Here is a 16,286-nt window from a genome sequence, read left to right on the forward strand (position 1 = left end):
GAACCGATAGCCTGTAGTCGTGTCTACCGCTTCGAACCCGTTCGGCCAGGTCCTGGTCGCCATGGTCACGCCCTTCACCGCCGACGGCGAGGTCGACTGGCCCGGTGTCGAGACCCTGATCGACGACCTGATCAGCCACGGCGCCGACGGCATCGTGGTCAGCGGCACCACCGGCGAGACATCCACCCTCACCGACCCGGAGAAGATCCGGCTCGTCGAGGTCGGCAAGTCGGTCGCCGCGGGGCGCGCGAAGATCATCACGGGTGGCGGGTCGAACGAGACCGCCCACGCGATGCAGCTCGCCCGGCAGAGCGAGAAGGCCGGCGCCGACGGCAACCTCGTCGTCACGCCGTACTACAACAAGCCCACCCAGGCGGGCATCCTCACCCACTTCCGGATGATCGCGGACTCGACGGCACTGCCCGTCATCCTCTACGACATCCCGGGCCGCACAGGCGTGCCGATCAAGTACGAGACGATCCTGCGCCTGGCGAAGCACCCGAACATCCTCGCCGTCAAAGACGCCAAGGGCGACTTCAGCGAGGTCAGCCGCGTGCTCAACCAGACCGACCTGCTCTACTTCTCGGGCGACGACGCGAACGTGCTGCCGCACATGGCGATCGGAGCGGCCGGCCTCATCGGGGTCACCGCCAACGTCGCTCCCGGCTCGTACCGCACGATCGTCGACGCGGTGAACGCCGGCGACCTCGCCACGGCCACCGCGGCGCACCGGTCGCTCGAACCGCTCGTCCGGGCCGTCATGACGCACGTGCCCGGCACGGTCGCGGCGAAGTACATCCTCCACGGCCTCGGCCGTATCGGCAGCCCCCGCGTGCGGCTGCCCCTGGTCGGCCCCGAGGAATGGGAAGCCGCCCAGATCGAGAACGAGATCGACCTCGTCACCGGGATCGACGGTCTCGACTTCCGCAACTTCCGCCCCGACCGCAACGCGGCCGCGGGCGGCGCCCTCCCGAAGGTCGCCGGAACCACCCGCTGATCACTCAGCGGGCGACCGGCCGGCCCGACGGGAGCCCCCACCAGCCACGGCGCGAGCACGATGCCGCGCACAGCACGATGAAACACATGAATGAGGAGGGCCCATGAACAGCCCCATTTTCGATCCGCCGGCTCTTGAAGACGGCACACTCCGCATCACCCCGGTCGGCGGTCTCGGTGAGATCGGCCGCAACATGACCGTCTTCGAGTACGAGGGCAAGCTGCTCATCGTCGACTGCGGAGTGCTCTTCCCCGAAGAGAACCAGCCCGGTGTCGACCTGATCCTGCCCGACTTCTCGATCGTCCGCGACCGCCTCGAGGACATCGTGGGCATCGTGCTGACGCACGGCCACGAAGACCACATCGGCGCGGTCCCGTACCTGCTCCGCCTGCGCCGGGACATCCCGCTGATCGGTTCGGCGCTGACGCTGGCGCTGGTCGAGGCGAAGCTCAAAGAGCACCGCATCAAGCCGTACACCTTCGACGTCACCGAGGGGCAGGTCGAGAATCTCGGCCCGTTCGAGTGCGAGTTCGTCGCGGTGAACCACTCGATCCCGGATGCGCTGGCGGTCGCCATCAAGACCCCCGCGGGCGTCGTGCTCCACACCGGCGACTTCAAGATGGACCAGCTGCCGCTGGACGACCGGCTCACCGACCTCCGCGCCTTCGCGCGCCTCGGCGAGGCGGGCGTCGACCTGTTCCTGGTCGACTCGACCAACGCCGACGTCCCCGGCTTCACCGCCCTCGAGAAGGAGATCGGCCCGGTCCTCGAGTCGGTCATCGAGCGTGCACCCCGTCGGGTCATCGTGGCGAGCTTCTCCAGCCACGTGCACCGTGTGCAGCAGGTCCTGGATGCGGCGGCCGCGAACGGCCGCCGGGTCGCGCTGCTCGGCCGGTCGATGGTGCGCAACATGGGCATCGCCGCCGACCTCGGCTACCTCAAGGTGCCGGACGGCGTGCTCGTCGACTTCAAGAAGGCCGGCGACATCCCCGACGACAAGATCGTCTACATGTCCACCGGTTCGCAGGGCGAGCCGATGGCCGTGCTCTCGCGGATGGTGAACCTCGAGCACCAGATCGAGGTGGGCCCGGGCGACACCGTCATCCTCGCCTCCAGCCTGATCCCGGGCAACGAGAACGCGGTCTACCGCATCATCAACGGCCTGACCAAGCTCGGCGCCAACGTCGTGCACAAGGGCAATGCCAAGGTGCACGTCTCCGGTCACGCCGCGGCCGGCGAGCTGCTCTACGTCTACAACATCCTGAAGCCGAAGAACGTGCTGCCGGTGCACGGCGAGTACCGCCACCTGGTGGCCAACCAGAAGCTGGCGATCGAGACCGGCGTCCCGGCCGACCACACCTTCATCGCCGAGGACGGCACGGTCATCGACCTCCGCGACGGCACCGCGAAGGTCGTCGGGCAGTACGACCTCGGCTACGTCTACGTCGACGGCTCCACCGTCGGCGAGATCACGGATGCCGACCTCAAGGACCGCCGGATCCTCGGCGAGGAAGGCTTCATCTCGATCATCGTCGTGGTCGAGGCCCAGACCGGCAAGATCGTCGTGGGTCCCGAGATCCACGCGAAGGGCTTCGCCGAAGACGAGAAGGTCTTCGACGCGGTCAAGCCCAAGATCAGCGCCGCCCTCGCCGAGGCCGCCCAGAACGGCGTCCGCGAGCCCTACGCCCTGCAGCAGGTCGTCCGTCGCACGGTCGGCCGCTGGGTGAACACCTCCTACCGCCGTCGTCCCATGATCGTGCCCTTGGTGATCGAAGCGTAGCTTCGATCACCAAGGGCGTCCGTTGCTGCGCCGCTCCTTGCGCGGCGCAGGCGACATGTTCGCGTGCCGTCGTGAGGCGCGGCCTGCGGTCGCACCTCCCGGCGACGCGCTCACCCTGGGTCGTCGAAAAAGGCCCGCAGCTTCGTCTCCCACCCAGAACTTTCGGGACGGAAACGTAAGCTGCGGGCCTTTTTCGTGTACCCAGGGTGAGCGCGCGGCCGCGGTAGCGACCGCACGCGAACATGTCGCGCTGCGCCGGGCAGGGACCGGCGCATCCCGGGATAGGCGCGCGAAGCACGCGCATCCCGGCAGCTGGCACAGCACCAAGCGGCGCGGCAAACCCCCAGAGTCAGCGGCTCCGGATAGCGTGATTGCATGGCCACCAGCAGCAAGTCGACGCCCCGCGCACGTGGGGCGTCTGCGACGCGTGGGTCGACCGCCGGTGCGCGGAAGACCCCTGCGCGCACCAGTTCCACCACCTCCTCCGCGCGCGGCACGGCCGCCCAGAAGACCGTGAAGTACCCGGTCGCCGAGGAGGGCCCCGGCGTCGTCACGCGTGCCTGGCTCGGGCTCGCCCACGTCGTCGGCGGCGCCGCCCGCGCCTTCGGCCCCGAGCAGCTCGCCAAAGAGGAGCGCCGTGACGGCCTCCCGTTCCTGTTCTTCCTGCTGGCCGTGACCGGTGCCGTGGTCGAGTGGTTCCTCGCCTCCAACTCGGTCGCCGCGAACATCAACGCCTACACGTTCGGCGGCCTGTTCGGCCGCGTCTCGTACGCGCTGCCCGTCATCCTGCTGCTGCTCGCGATCTGGCTGTTCCGGCATCCGAGCTCGGTGCACGACAACGGCCGCATCGGCATCGGCCTCGCGATCTTCCTGGTCTCGGTCTCGGGCCTCTGCCACGTCTTCGGCTCGGCCCCCGACCCAGCGAACGGGGTCAACGGCCTCGCCGTGGCCGGCGGCATCCTGGGCTGGATCGTCGCGGCCCCGCTGATCGCCCTGATCACGCCGATCGGCGCCTCGATCGTGATGATCTTCTTCGTCGTGCTCTCTCTCTTCATCATCACGAAGACCCCGCCGAACCGTCTCGGCCGCCGGTTCCGTGAGCTATATGCCTACCTGTTCGGCGCGCCCGACGAGACCGAGACGGCCTCCGACGAGAAGGGCGCGGCCACCACCCAGGCCGCATCCGGCCGCAAGGGCGCCAAGACCAAAGACGGTGGCCAGACCCCCCTCGACGGCTTCGACGACGCCGACGACGAGACTCCGGATGCGCTGCCCTGGTGGCGCCGCAACACCAGCCAGCGCGAGGTCGACCCCGAGTTCGACACCCCGCCGATGGCCCCGCGGCTCGAAGACCGCACGCCCGCGGCCGACGCGCCCTTCGAAAGTGCCGCCGAGATCGAGTCGACCGAGAACTTCGGCGATTCGCTCCTCCACGACATGGAGGCCGCTGAGCAGGCGATCAAGCGCGTCACCGGCGAGGTGCTGCCGGGTCGCCGCCAGACCACCGGCCTCCTCGACGACGACGGCACTGAGGCGCTCCCCGCCTTCGCGACCCCCATCCCGGACGAGCCGCTCGACCTCTCGGGCACCGGCGAGGTCGCCGGCATGGCCGAACCCGCACCCGCCTCCGAGCCCGCGAACTACCGCCTGCCCTCGGTGACGAGCCTCTCGGTCGGCGAGCCGTCCAAGGCGCGCTCCGCGGTGAACGACGACATCGTGCGCTCGATCACCGACGTGCTCAGCCAGTTCTCCGTCGACGCCACCGTCACCGGCTTCTCCCGCGGCCCGACCGTCACCCGCTACGAGATCGAGCTCGGTCCGGGCGTCAAGGTCGAGCGCGTCACGGCGCTGTCGAAGAACCTCGCCTACGCGGTCGCCTCGAACGAGGTCCGCATCCTGTCGCCCATCCCGGGCCGCAGCGCGATCGGCATCGAGATCCCGAACACCGACCGCGAGACCGTCTCGCTCGGTGACGTGCTCCGGTCGCAGAAGGCGATGAACGACCCGCACCCGATGACGATCGGCGTCGGCAAAGACGTCGAGGGCAAGTTCGTGCTCGCCAACCTCGCCAAGATGCCCCACCTCCTGGTCGCCGGTTCGACCGGATCCGGAAAGTCCAGCTTCATCAACTCGATGGTGACGAGCGTGCTCATGCGCGCCAAGCCGAGCGAGGTGCGGATGGTGCTGATCGACCCCAAGCGCGTCGAGCTCACGGCCTACCAGGGCGTGCCCCACCTCATCACCCCCATCATCACCAACCCCAAGAAGGCGGCCGAGGCGCTGTCGTGGGTGGTGAAGGAGATGGACATGAGGTACGACGACCTCGAGAGCTTCGGCTTCCGTCACATCGACGACTTCAACCGGGCCGTCATCAACGACGAGATCCAGCTGCCGCCGGCCTCGCAGCGCGTGCTGAAGCCCTACCCGTACCTCCTCGTGGTGGTCGACGAGCTCGCCGACCTGATGATGGTGGCCCCGAGAGACGTCGAAGACTCGATCGTGCGCATCACCCAGCTCGCCCGTGCCTCCGGCATCCACCTGGTGCTCGCCACTCAGCGGCCGTCGGTCGACGTCGTGACGGGCCTGATCAAGGCGAACGTGCCCTCCCGCCTCGCCTTCGCCGTGACGAGCGTCACCGACTCGCGGGTCATCCTCGACCAGCCGGGCGCCGACAAGCTGATCGGCCAGGGCGACGCGCTCTTCCTGCCCATGGGCTCCTCGAAGTCGATCCGCGTGCAGGGCGCCTGGGTGAGCGAGCCCGAGATCGCGAAGGTCGTCGAGCACGTCACCCGTCAGGCGCGGCCGGAGTACCGCGACGACGTCGCCGTCACCGCCGAGAAGAAGAACATCGACTCCGACATCGGGGACGACCTCGAGGTGCTGCTGCAGGCGGCCGAGCTCGTGGTCAACACGCAGTTCGGGTCGACCTCGATGCTCCAGCGCAAGCTCAAAGTCGGCTTCGCGAAGGCGGGCCGTCTGATGGACTTGCTGGAGTCGCGCGAGATCGTCGGCCCCTCGGAGGGGTCGAAGGCCCGCGACGTGCTCGTCACGGCCGAGCAGCTGCCCGAGGTGCTGGCGATGCTGCGGGGCGAGTCCTCGCCGTCCGCCTCGGCGCCGTCCACGTCGTCCGCTCCCGCGTCGTCCGCGTCCGTGTCGTCCAACTCCGTGTCCTCGGCCTCCACGGCCCACCCGTCGACGCCGGACGCCTACCTCGAGCAGTACCCTGAGGTGGAGGGCGATTCAGACGAAGACGCCTGGGGCCTGACCGGCAGGGAGTAGCGCGTGAGCAGCACCGATCGCACGGATCACAACGACGGCGCGGTGTCGAAGCCGAGCAACTGGAACCTCCCCAACGCGATCACGGTCATCCGGATCCTGTTGGCTCCGGTCTTCTTCGTCATGCTGCTGGTCGACAACGGCGACGACGGATGGCTCCGCTGGGCAGCTGCGGTCCTGTTCATCCTGGCCATCGCGACCGACGGCATCGACGGCCACATCGCCCGTAGCCGCAACCTGGTCACCGACCTCGGCAAGCTGCTCGACCCCATCGCCGACAAGGTCCTGACGGGAGCCGCCCTGGTGGGCCTGTCCATCCTCGGAGAACTCCCGTGGTGGGTCACGGTGCTGATCCTCGTCCGCGAGGTCGGCATCACCGTCTGGCGCTTCGTGCAGCTGTCCGACCGGGTCATCCCCGCCTCCCGTGGCGGCAAGCTCAAGACCCTGGTGCAGTCGGTCGCGATCTCGCTCGCGCTGCTGCCGTTCCCGATGCTCCTCGGCGACTGGGTCAACTGGGTCAACGGCGTGTTCATGGCGCTGGCCCTCATCCTGACCGTCGTCACCGGCATCGACTACCTCGTGCAGGCCTGGAGGCTGAACCGCAAGCCGGCGGCCTCCTGATGTCCGACGAAGCGGCAATCGGATCAGACCCCACCGGCGCCCAGCCGACCACCGAGCAGCTCGCGCGGCGGATCGTCGAGTCGCTCACGGTGAGCCACGGCACGATCGCCGTCGCCGAGTCGCTCACCGGTGGTCTCCTGACCGCCGCACTCGTCGCGGTGCCCGGGGCTTCCGTCGTGCTGCGGGGCGGCGTGGTCGCCTACGACACCGAGCTCAAGCACACGGTGCTGGGGGTGGATGCGGAGGTGCTCGCAGCGCACGGCCCCGTGCATCCGGATGTCGCCGTCCAGATGGCCGGGGGAGTGCGCCGAGTGCTCGCCGTGCGCGGCGAACCGGCACGGATCGGCCTCTCGACCACTGGCGTCGCCGGCCCTGGGCCGCAGGACGGCCAGGCGCCGGGAACGGCATTCGTCGGCATCGCGATCGACGAGCAGGTGCGCAGTATCGCCCTCGAGATCCCGGGGGATCGGGATGCGGTGAGGGCCGAGGTCGTGCGTCGCGCCCTCGAGGCGCTGGCCGGTCTGATCGCAGCCTGATGACCGGGAATGCCACGCGTTTCGATCACGTTACATCTCGTGTCATTCACAAGATATGTCCAGTCCCCGTCGTTTAGAGTTTCTGCTACGAACCAATGGTGTAGAACGGTTCGTAAGCCACTTCAAAAGACTGTGACGGAACGCAAGGAGGGTCCAATGATTCTAGTTCGTCAGGAAATCGGCGACGTGCTTCGGGACTTCCGCCTGCAGAAGGGCCGTACCCTTCGTCAAGTGGCAAGCAAGGCGAGTGTTGCGCTCGGCTACCTGAGCGAGGTCGAGCGGGGCCAGAAAGAGGCCTCGAGCGAGATCCTCGCATCGGTCGCAGAAGCGCTCGACACCCCGATCTCCGTGATCATGCGCGAGGTGGGCGACCGCCTGGCCGTGGTCGAGGGCATCGACCCGATCCCCGACACGGTGCCCGACGAGTTCGTGGCCGACTTCGACGTCGACCTCGTCGCTCGCTGAGCGTGCGGCTGAGCCAATTCCGGCAAGCCGTCTCCGACGAGTTCGGAGTCGCCTACGGGCAGGTGGTGACCAACGATCTGGTGCTCGTCGATCTGGGTGACCTCACGGCCGAACAGGCGTTGAGATCCGGCATCCCCCCGCGAGAGGTGTGGCTCGCGGTCTGCCGGGCGGCGGATGTCCCGCCGGCACGCAGGCATGGAGCGGGTCTTCCCGCCCAACCCCGAAGCTGAACACGAGAAGCCCCTGGATGACTCCGGGGGCTTCTTGCATTTCTCCGACAGGTTGCCGCCGACACGCCGCCGGGGTGTCGAACATACCTTCGTATGTGGGTAGGCTCCTGCACATCGGAAGACTCGAAGAAGTTCTCCACAGATGAAGCGGGCCCTGACCGGATGTCGGGGGTCGTCTCTACCGTGGTTCTTGTTCGACCAATCCGAAACGCCCTGTCGTTGCCGGCCAGAAGATCGGACGCACACGACAGCCTGTGGGCACACCATCGCGAGCCGAGAGGCCGCACTTGATTGAAGGAGACCGAGATGCCGTCAGACGCAAATCGCGAAAAAGCACTGGAAACCGCGCTCGCCCAGATCGACCGACAGTTCGGCAAGGGTTCCGTCATGCGCCTCGGCAGCGACGATCGTGCGCCCGTCGAGGTCGTCCCCACCGGGTCGATCGCATTGGATGTCGCGCTCGGCATCGGAGGCCTTCCCCGCGGCCGCATCGTCGAGATCTACGGCCCGGAGTCCTCGGGTAAGACGACGCTCACCCTGCACGCCATCGCCAACGCCCAGCGTGCCGGCGGCATCGCGGCGTTCATCGACGCGGAGCACGCGCTCGACCCCGAGTACGCCAAGAAGCTCGGCGTCGACATCGACTCCTTGCTCGTCTCGCAGCCCGACACCGGTGAGCAGGCGCTCGAGATCGCGGACATGCTGGTCCGCTCCGGCTCCATCGACCTGATCGTGATCGACTCCGTCGCGGCTCTCGTGCCGCGTGCGGAGATCGAGGGCGAGATGGGCGACTCGCACGTGGGTCTCCAGGCCCGCCTGATGTCGCAGGCCCTCCGCAAGCTCACGGGTGGTCTGAACCAGACCAACACCACCATGATCTTCATCAACCAGCTGCGCGAGAAGATCGGTGTGTTCTTCGGCAGCCCCGAGACCACTGCCGGTGGAAAGGCGCTCAAGTTCTACGCCTCCGTCCGACTCGACATCCGCCGTATCGAGACCCTCAAGGAGGGCACCGAGGCCGTCGGTAACCGCACGCGCGTCAAGGTCGTCAAGAACAAGATGGCGCCGCCCTTCAAGCAGGCCGAGTTCGACATCCTGTACGGCATCGGCATCTCCCGCGAGGGCAGCCTGATCGACTTCGGTGTCGAGCACGAGATCGTGCGCAAGTCCGGTGCCTGGTACACCTACGACGGTGACCAGCTCGGGCAGGGCAAGGAGAACTCGCGTCGCTTCCTGACCGAGAACCCCGATATCGCCCTCGAGATCGAGAACAAGATCCTCGCGAAGCTCGGCATCGGCGAGGCCGGTGCGGCGGCTGCGGCTTCTGCGGCGGCGGCTGCCACGGCAGCGGGCGGCAACGTGGAGTCGATCGCTCCGAAGATCGCCTCGAAGAAGGGCGCCTAACAGCGCATGAACGACATCATCAGTCTGGATTCGGTGCGGCGGGGTCGTTCTCGGCACCCGTCCACCGGGCCCGGTGCTGAAGCCGCTCGGGCCGCCCTGGCCCGAGCGGGGTCGGGGTCGGAATCCGAGTCGGACGAGCCGACGGCCGAGGTGCTGGCGCTCCCGGTCGAGGAGCAGGTCAGCGACGAAGAGCGGCTCGAGCGCGTCAGCGACACGGTCGTCAGGGCGCTCGGGCGTCGGCAGCTCTCCAAGGGAGAGACGCATGAGCTCCTGGTGGCCCAGGGCGCGTCGGCCGACGAGGCCGAGACGCTGGTGGCCCGGTACGAAGAGCTCGGCTATCTCAACGACGTCGCTCTCGCCGACACGCTCGTCGAGCGGATGAGCGACCGCAACCACAAGAGCCGCGGAGCGATCGCGCGTGAGCTCAACGCACGCAAGATCCCGCACGAGACGGTGACCGCGGCGCTCGAGCAGCTCGACGACGACCACGAGTTCGAGCTCGCGCTCGAGGCCGCCGTCAAGCGGGTCGGGCAGCTGTCGTCGTACGACGACACGACGGTGGAACGTCGGTTGATGGGCTTCCTCAGCCGCCGCGGCTTCGGTTCGAGCGTGGTGCGCGAGGCGACTCGGCGCGCGATGGCCGGGCGTCGGTCGCCCGGGGGCCCGCGCTTCCGCTGAGCCATTCTCGGTCTCGGTCCCGATCGGGGTCCTGGTCACGGTCACGGTCACGGTCTCAGTCGCCGCGTGGGCGGTGGTTCCGCAGGCCTCTGCGGGACGGCCTGTCCTCGACGGTTGTGGACGGTTCGTAGAATGGACGCACCATGAGCACAGTCAGCGAAGCCCCGACGATCATCGAGGCGTCCGGCGCCTCCCGGGATGCCTCGGGCCGGGCGCGCACCTACGAGGTGCGCACCTACGGCTGCCAGATGAACGTGCACGACTCCGAGCGGCTGAGCGGCTCGCTCGAGGCGGCCGGTTACGTGCCCGCCGACGGCGTGGAGCCGGATGTGGTGGTCATCAACACCTGCGCGGTGCGGGAGAACGCCGACAACAAGCTCTACGGCAATCTCGGTCACCTCGCCTCGGTCAAGCGCCGTCACGAGGGGATGCAGATCGCCGTCGGCGGCTGTCTCGCTCAGAAGGACAAGAACGTCATCCTCGACAAGGCCCCCTGGGTCGACGTCGTGTTCGGCACGCACAACATGGGGGCGCTGCCGAGCCTGCTCGAGCGGGCCCGGCACAACGAGGCCGCGGAGATCGAGATCCTCGAGTCGCTCGAGACCTTCCCGTCGACGCTGCCGACGAAGCGCGACTCGACCTACAGCGGCTGGGTGTCGATCTCGGTCGGCTGCAACAACACCTGCACGTTCTGCATCGTGCCCTCGCTCCGAGGCAAAGAGAAGGATCGGCGGCCGGGCGAGATCCTGAGCGAGATCCAGTCGCTCGTCGACGACGGCGCGATCGAGGTCACGCTCCTCGGCCAGAACGTCAACTCCTATGGCGTCGAGTTCGGCGACCGCCTCGCGTTCGGCAAGCTGCTGCGGGCGGCCGGCGCCATCCCGGGTCTCGAGCGCATCCGCTTCACCAGCCCGCATCCCGCCGCCTTCACCGACGACGTGATCGACGCGATGGCCGAGACGCCGTCGGTGATGCCGCAGCTGCACATGCCGCTGCAGTCGGGGTCGGACCGGATCCTCCGCGCGATGCGGCGGTCCTACCGCTCCGAGAAGTTCCTCGGCATCCTCGACCGTGTCCGCGCGAAGATCCCGAACGCGGCGATCACGACCGACATCATCGTCGGGTTCCCGGGCGAGACCGAGGAGGACTTCCTCGAGACCCTGCGCGTGGTCGAGCAGGCCCGCTTCGCGTCGGCGTTCACGTTCCAGTACTCCATCCGGCCGGGTACGCCGGCGGCGACGCTCCCTGACCAGGTGCCGCACGAGATCGTGCAGGAGCGCTACGAGCGTCTGGTCGCGCTGCAGGAGCGCATCTCGCTCGAAGAGAACCGTGCCTTGATCGGGCGACGGGTCGAACTGGTCGTGGCGAACGGCGAGGGCCGGAAGGACACGGAGACCCGCCGCCTGAGCGGCCGCGCCGAAGACAGTCGTCTCGTGCACTTCGAGCTCCCCGAGGGCTCGCCGCGTCCGCGTCCCGGTGACGTCGTCTCGGTCACGATCACCCAGGCCGCGCCCTTCCACCTCATCGCCGACACCGACGGTGCCCCGCTCGAGGTCCGTCCGACCCGCGCGGGCGACGCCTGGGATCGCGCGCAGTCCGAGTCCTGCGGCGTCCCGTCGCCGGCCGGGGGCGCCGGTGCGGGTGGTACTGCTTCCGGCGCCGCCGGCTCGGCGTCGGGCACGCCCGGGCGCGTCTCCCTCGGCTTCCCGTCCCTCCGGGTCGGCCCGCCCTCGGATGGCTCCCACGTCGCCACCACCCCCATCTACAGCCCCACCGACGACCTGCGTTCCTGACGTGCCCCCCGGCGACCCCGCTCCCACCCCCGCGACCTCCGACGTTCCCGCACCCACCTCTGTGATCCCGGCCGATCCCGCACCCACCTCGGCGATCCCGGTCGATCCCGGTCCCACCTCTGCGATCTCTGGCGGCCCCGCTCCCACAACCGCGATCTCTGCTGATCCCGCTCCCACCTCCGAGATCTCTGGCGGCCCCGCTCCCACCCCCGCGATGTCCGGTCCTGCATCCCGCGGGCCGGACGCGGCCGGACTGCGCGCCTTGCTCACGGGCCGAGCGGCCGACGAGCGCGCGGCAGCGGCTGCGACTGCGACTGCGGAGTCGGGAGGCGGAGTGGTCGCCGTCGTCGGCGCGACCGGGACCGGCAAGTCCGAGCTCTCGCTCGCGATCGCCGAGCGGCTCGCCGCGGCCGGGCACGCGGCCGAGATCGTCAACGCCGACGCCATGCAGCTCTACCGGGGCATGGACATCGGAACCGCCAAGCTCGCGCCCGCCGAACGCCGAGGCATCCCGCACCACCTGCTCGACGTGCTCGACGTCACCGACGAGGCCTCCGTCGCCGCCTACCAGCGCGAGGCGCGCGCTGCGATCGACGCGATCCTCGCCCGGGGCAGCGTGCCGATCCTGGTCGGCGGGTCCGGTCTCTACGTCTCCTCCGTTCTGTTCGACTTCCGCTTCCCGGCACGAGACGAAGCCGTCCGAGCGCGACTCGAGGCCGAGCTGGAGGAGTCTGGTGCACGCGCACTGTACGACCGGCTGAAGGCGGTCGACCCGGCGGCCGCGGCATCCATCGGCCAGTTCAACGGCCGACGGCTCGTCCGCGCCCTCGAGGTCAGCGAGCTCACCGGCGAGCCGCTCAGCGGCACACTGCCCGACGAGCCGATCGCGTGGCGCCCCGCCACCGTGCTGCGGCTCGGGATGCCTCGCGACCTGCTCGTGCCCCGGCTCGACGAGCGGGTCGAGCGGATGTGGCGGGCCGACCTGGTCGACGAGGTCGCCGGCCTCATCCCGCAGGGACTCCGCGAGAGCACCACGGCGGCCCGTGCCATCGGCTACGCACAGGCGCTGGCTGAGCACGACGGCACCCTCACCCGCGAGGAGGCGATCGCCGAGGCGCAGGCGCTCACGCGCCGCTACGCGCGCCGTCAGGTCAGCTGGTTCCGCCGCTACACGGCCATCGACATCGACCCCTTCGCCGCCGAGCCTCTGGCCCCGCTCACCCCCCTCGCCTGAGAAGCCGCCGCCAACCTAGAGACCCCATCGCCATCGCCGAAAAGCCGCCACCCCCCCCACCATCGCCGGCGAGCCGACCCCCTCCACCCCCGCCCTAGACTTGACCCATGGCATCCGAGTTGCATTTCACCAAGGGTCAGGGCACCGGCAACGACTTCGTGCTCTTCTCCGACCCCGAGGGTGTCGTCGACCTGAGCCCCGCCCAGATCGCCGCGATCTGCGACCGCCACTTCGGCGTCGGCGCCGACGGCGTCATCCGGGCCGTGCGCTCGGCGAACCTCGACGCGGGCGCCGCCGCCCTCGCCGAGGACGAGGGGGCCGAATGGTTCATGGATTACCACAACGCCGACGGCTCGGTCTCCGAGATGTGCGGCAACGGCATCCGCGTCTACGCCCGCTACCTGATCGAGAACGGCCTGGCCGAGCTCGCCCCCGGTGAGACGCTGTCGATCGGCACCCGAGCGGGCGTCCGCGACGTGCAGCTCAACAAGCTCGGCTTCCAGGTCGACATGGGCCGGTGGAAGCTCGACGGCGGCGAACCGCTCGTCCGCGCCAAGAACCTCCAGGTCGCCCGGCCCGGCCTCGGCATCAACGTCGGCAACCCGCACGTGGTCGTGGCCCTGGCCGACGACGACGAGCTCGACTCCGCCGACCTCGCGTACATCCCGCACCTCGAACCGGCCCCCGTCGACGGCGCGAACGTCGAGTTCGTCGTCCCGGCCGAGCCCCTCGTGCGCGACGCCGTCGGCCACATCCGGATGCGAGTGCACGAGCGCGGCAGTGGCGAGACGCTCTCCTGCGGAACCGGTGCCGTCGCCGCGGCCTTGGCCACCCGCTACTGGGCCGGCACCGGGGCCCCGAACCACTGGAACGTCACCGTCCCGGGCGGTGTCGTGGGCGTGCGGATGTTCCCGGCAGAGGACGGCGAGCACGTCGCCCTCTCCGGCCCCGCCGAGCTGGTCTACGAGGGCGAGCTCGCGCTGGCCTGACCCTCGGACGAGGCGTCAGAGCCGGCGGCGGTGCCAGCACCAGAAGCAGCGCCCCGCGCACGTCGGTGCACCCGCAGCACGCGGTACCCCTTGTTCGTGCTCGCCCGACTCACCGACAGTTCGTCGAGCGCGCCCTCGATCCACCGCTGCAGCGAGTCCGACCCGAGGTTCTTCTGCACGACGAGCCACGCATCCGACTGCGGGTCGAGCCGTGGCAGCCAGTGCTCGAGCATCGCGTGCAGCTCGTTCTTGCCCACCCGGATGGGCGGATTCGACCAGATGGTGCGGAATCCGAGCCCCTCGGGAACATCTTCGGGCCGGCAGGCGTTGACGTTATCGAGGCCTAAAATGTGAGCATTCCGTCGAACCAGATCCAGAGCACGTTCGTTGACGTCCACCGCCCACACCGTCGAGCGCGGTGATTCGAGGGCGAGCGTCAGAGCGATCGGTCCCCAGCCGCACCCGAGATCGAGCAGATTCCCACCGGGTGGGGGAGCAGGGACGTTCGCCAGCAGAACCTGGGTTCCGGCATCGATGCGGTCGGGGCTGAAGATGCCCGACGCGGTCGTCAGCAGTCGCGGCGACCCCGCCAGCTCGACCGAGATCTCGCGGAGCGACAGCTCCCCGGCGGGTTGTGCCGTGAAGTAGTGCTCGCCATCCATAGAGGGAATCTAGCAAACAAGGAGACTAGTCTTGACTGCAATGTCAGACCGTAAGACGCCCGAAGACATCCAATCACCGAGCGACGACGTCGTCGCCCGTGTTCTGGCGAGCGCCGAGAAGCGTTCGAGCGGCTACTCGCTGTTCGAGCAGGGCGCCGCGCAGGCGCTCCAGCGCCCTGAGACCACGGCCGAGTCGCGCGCCCATGCCGACACCGGGTACGACGGCGACCAGTTCGACCGTGAAGACCGGCAGTCGCTCCGGCGCGTCGCCGGGCTCTCGACAGAGCTCGAAGACGTCACCGAGGTCGAGTACCGGCAGCTGCGCCTCGAGAACGTCGTGATCATCGGCGTGTACTCGCAGGGCACTCTTGGCGACGCCGAGAACTCGCTCCGCGAACTCGCCGCCCTGGCCGAGACGGCCGGCGCGGTCGTGCTCGACGGGCTTTTGCAGCGGCGCCCGCATCCCGACCCCAGCACCTACTTCGGCAAGGGCAAGGCCGAAGAGCTGCGGGCCATCGTGGCGAACCTCGGCGCCGACACCGTCATCGCCGACACCGAGCTCGCCCCGAGCCAGCGTCGTGCGCTGGAGGACGTGGTGAAGGTCAAGGTCATCGACCGCACCGCCGTCATCCTCGACATCTTCAGCCAGCACGCCAAGAGCCGCGAGGGCAAGGCGCAGGTCGAGCTCGCGCAGCTCGAGTACCTGCTGCCGCGACTGCGCGGATGGGGTGACTCGATGTCCCGCCAGGCCGGTGGCCAGGTGGGTGGAGCCGGCGCGGGAATGGGATCGCGTGGTCCCGGTGAGACGAAGATCGAGCTCGATCGTCGCCGCATCCACACCCGCATGGCGAAGCTGCGCAAGCAGATCAAGGAGATGAAGCCGGCCCGTGAGGCGAAGCGGGCCAACCGCAAGCGCAACGCGGTGCCGAGCGTCGCGATCGCCGGGTACACCAACGCCGGCAAGTCCTCGCTGCTGAACCGCATCACGGGAGCCGGAGTGCTGGTGGAGAACTCGCTGTTCGCCACGCTGGATGCGACGGTGCGGAAGAACGAGACCGCCGACGGCCGCCCCTACACGATCGCCGACACCGTCGGGTTCGTGAGCGCGCTGCCGCACCAGCTGGTCGAGGCCTTCCGCTCGACGCTCGAAGAGGTCGCCGACTCGGACGTGCTGGTGCACGTGGTCGACGCCTCGCATCCCGATCCCGCGAGCCAGATCACCACGGTCCGCGACGTGATCGGTGAGGCCGGTGCCCGGGACATCCCCGAGATCGTCGTCTTCAACAAGAGCGACCTCGTCTCGGACGACGACCGGCTCGTGCTCCGCGGGCTCGAGCCCACGGCGATCTTCGTGTCGGCGCGCACCGGCGAGGGCATCCCCGAGCTGCTCGAGCGGATCGACGGGATCATTCCGAAGCCGAGCGTCGAGGTCGAGCTGCTCGTCCCGTACGAGCGCGGCGATCTGGTGACCCTGCTGCACGAGAAGAACACGGTGCTCAGCACCGACTACGAGGAGTCGGGCACCCACGTGCGCGCCCTCGTGAACCCGGAGTTCGAGGAGCGCCTGGTGGAGTTCGCGGTCAGCCGCTAGTCGCTAATCGCTTCCGTTCCGTCTCTGAAA

The 16,286-nt window shown here is 68.9% G+C and carries 14 protein-coding genes; 13 read left to right on the plus strand and 1 reads right to left on the minus strand.

What is annotated here, in order from left to right:
• Window positions 1–19 precede the first annotated feature (19 nt).
• The 12 genes from dapA (at window position 20) to dapF (ending at window position 14,003) form a co-directional block, all read left to right on the plus strand.
• Window positions 20–997, plus strand: a complete 978-nt coding sequence (gene dapA / locus HSO01S_RS14720) for a 4-hydroxy-tetrahydrodipicolinate synthase (protein WP_066042920.1) — start codon at window positions 20–22, stop codon at window positions 995–997.
• Between the two features lie 103 nt (window positions 998–1,100).
• On the plus strand, window positions 1,101–2,777 hold the full coding sequence (locus HSO01S_RS14725; protein WP_066042922.1) for a ribonuclease J: 1,677 nt from the start codon (window positions 1,101–1,103) through the stop codon (window positions 2,775–2,777).
• A 375-nt stretch (window positions 2,778–3,152) separates the two neighbouring features.
• Window positions 3,153–6,056, plus strand: coding sequence for an FtsK/SpoIIIE family DNA translocase (locus HSO01S_RS14730; RefSeq protein ID WP_066042924.1), 2,904 nt, complete (start codon window positions 3,153–3,155; stop codon window positions 6,054–6,056).
• Between the two features lie 3 nt (window positions 6,057–6,059).
• Window positions 6,060–6,674, plus strand: coding sequence for a CDP-diacylglycerol--glycerol-3-phosphate 3-phosphatidyltransferase (pgsA, locus tag HSO01S_RS14735; protein ID WP_084361704.1), 615 nt, complete (start codon window positions 6,060–6,062; stop codon window positions 6,672–6,674).
• Window positions 6,674–7,210, plus strand: coding sequence for a CinA family protein (locus HSO01S_RS14740; RefSeq protein ID WP_066042926.1), 537 nt, complete (start codon window positions 6,674–6,676; stop codon window positions 7,208–7,210). Before pgsA ends, HSO01S_RS14740 begins: the two co-directional genes overlap by 1 nt.
• A gap of 156 nt (window positions 7,211–7,366) precedes the next feature.
• Window positions 7,367–7,675 carry a helix-turn-helix domain-containing protein gene (locus tag HSO01S_RS14745; protein WP_066042928.1) on the plus strand — a complete coding sequence of 103 codons (309 nt, stop codon included), beginning with the start codon at window positions 7,367–7,369 and terminating at the stop codon, window positions 7,673–7,675.
• A 2-nt stretch (window positions 7,676–7,677) separates the two neighbouring features.
• Window positions 7,678–7,905 carry a DUF3046 domain-containing protein gene (locus HSO01S_RS18400; RefSeq protein ID WP_084361705.1) on the plus strand — a complete coding sequence of 76 codons (228 nt, stop codon included), beginning with the start codon at window positions 7,678–7,680 and terminating at the stop codon, window positions 7,903–7,905.
• A gap of 306 nt (window positions 7,906–8,211) precedes the next feature.
• Window positions 8,212–9,309, plus strand: a complete 1,098-nt coding sequence (gene recA / locus HSO01S_RS14750) for a recombinase RecA (protein WP_066042930.1) — start codon at window positions 8,212–8,214, stop codon at window positions 9,307–9,309.
• A 6-nt stretch (window positions 9,310–9,315) separates the two neighbouring features.
• Window positions 9,316–9,987: a regulatory protein RecX gene (locus HSO01S_RS14755; RefSeq protein ID WP_066042932.1), complete on the plus strand. Its 672-nt coding sequence runs from the start codon at window positions 9,316–9,318 to the stop codon at window positions 9,985–9,987.
• 143 nt (window positions 9,988–10,130) lie between these two features.
• Window positions 10,131–11,780 carry a tRNA (N6-isopentenyl adenosine(37)-C2)-methylthiotransferase MiaB gene (miaB, locus tag HSO01S_RS14760; protein ID WP_066042934.1) on the plus strand — a complete coding sequence of 550 codons (1,650 nt, stop codon included), beginning with the start codon at window positions 10,131–10,133 and terminating at the stop codon, window positions 11,778–11,780.
• 214 nt (window positions 11,781–11,994) lie between these two features.
• Window positions 11,995–13,014 (plus strand): tRNA (adenosine(37)-N6)-dimethylallyltransferase MiaA, encoded by a 1,020-nt coding sequence (gene miaA / locus HSO01S_RS14765; RefSeq protein WP_084361706.1) that lies wholly within the window; start codon window positions 11,995–11,997, stop codon window positions 13,012–13,014.
• A gap of 107 nt (window positions 13,015–13,121) precedes the next feature.
• Window positions 13,122–14,003 (plus strand): diaminopimelate epimerase, encoded by an 882-nt coding sequence (gene dapF / locus HSO01S_RS14770; protein WP_066042936.1) that lies wholly within the window; start codon window positions 13,122–13,124, stop codon window positions 14,001–14,003.
• Here dapF and HSO01S_RS14775 read toward each other — a convergent pair.
• The gene (locus tag HSO01S_RS14775; protein ID WP_084361707.1) at window positions 13,976–14,665 is read right to left on the minus strand and encodes a class I SAM-dependent methyltransferase; all 690 of its coding nucleotides are present in this window, start codon (window positions 14,663–14,665) and stop codon (window positions 13,976–13,978) included. The two genes, dapF and HSO01S_RS14775, sit on opposite strands and share 28 nt — an antisense overlap.
• Before the next feature lie 40 nt (window positions 14,666–14,705).
• Here HSO01S_RS14775 and hflX point away from each other — a divergent pair, with 40 nt between their 5' ends.
• Entirely contained in the window at window positions 14,706–16,256 is a 1,551-nt protein-coding gene (gene hflX / locus HSO01S_RS14780) for a GTPase HflX (RefSeq protein ID WP_066042937.1), read from the plus strand.
• Window positions 16,257–16,286: the final 30 nt, after the last annotated feature.

It is taken from the genome of Herbiconiux solani NBRC 106740 (assembly GCF_001571005.1).
In the GTDB taxonomy this organism is placed as follows: Bacteria; Actinomycetota; Actinomycetes; order Actinomycetales; family Microbacteriaceae; genus Herbiconiux; species Herbiconiux solani.

What these genes read in the sequence shown, in the direction of transcription:
- HSO01S_RS14730 (WP_066042924.1), top strand. Translation starts at nt 3,153, where the DNA reads ATGGCCACCAGCAGCAAGTCGACGCCCCGCGCACGTGGGGCGTCTGCG.
- HSO01S_RS14775 (WP_084361707.1), bottom strand. Translation starts at nt 14,665, where the DNA reads ATGGATGGCGAGCACTACTTCACGGCACAACCCGCCGGGGAGCTGTCG.
- dapF (WP_066042936.1), top strand. Translation starts at nt 13,122, where the DNA reads ATGGCATCCGAGTTGCATTTCACCAAGGGTCAGGGCACCGGCAACGAC.
- hflX (WP_066042937.1), top strand. Translation starts at nt 14,706, where the DNA reads ATGTCAGACCGTAAGACGCCCGAAGACATCCAATCACCGAGCGACGAC.
- miaA (WP_084361706.1), top strand. Translation starts at nt 11,995, where the DNA reads ATGTCCGGTCCTGCATCCCGCGGGCCGGACGCGGCCGGACTGCGCGCC.
- HSO01S_RS14740 (WP_066042926.1), top strand. Translation starts at nt 6,674, where the DNA reads ATGTCCGACGAAGCGGCAATCGGATCAGACCCCACCGGCGCCCAGCCG.
- HSO01S_RS14755 (WP_066042932.1), top strand. Translation starts at nt 9,316, where the DNA reads ATGAACGACATCATCAGTCTGGATTCGGTGCGGCGGGGTCGTTCTCGG.
- HSO01S_RS14745 (WP_066042928.1), top strand. Translation starts at nt 7,367, where the DNA reads ATGATTCTAGTTCGTCAGGAAATCGGCGACGTGCTTCGGGACTTCCGC.
- recA (WP_066042930.1), top strand. Translation starts at nt 8,212, where the DNA reads ATGCCGTCAGACGCAAATCGCGAAAAAGCACTGGAAACCGCGCTCGCC.
- HSO01S_RS14725 (WP_066042922.1), top strand. Translation starts at nt 1,101, where the DNA reads ATGAACAGCCCCATTTTCGATCCGCCGGCTCTTGAAGACGGCACACTC.
- miaB (WP_066042934.1), top strand. Translation starts at nt 10,131, where the DNA reads ATGAGCACAGTCAGCGAAGCCCCGACGATCATCGAGGCGTCCGGCGCC.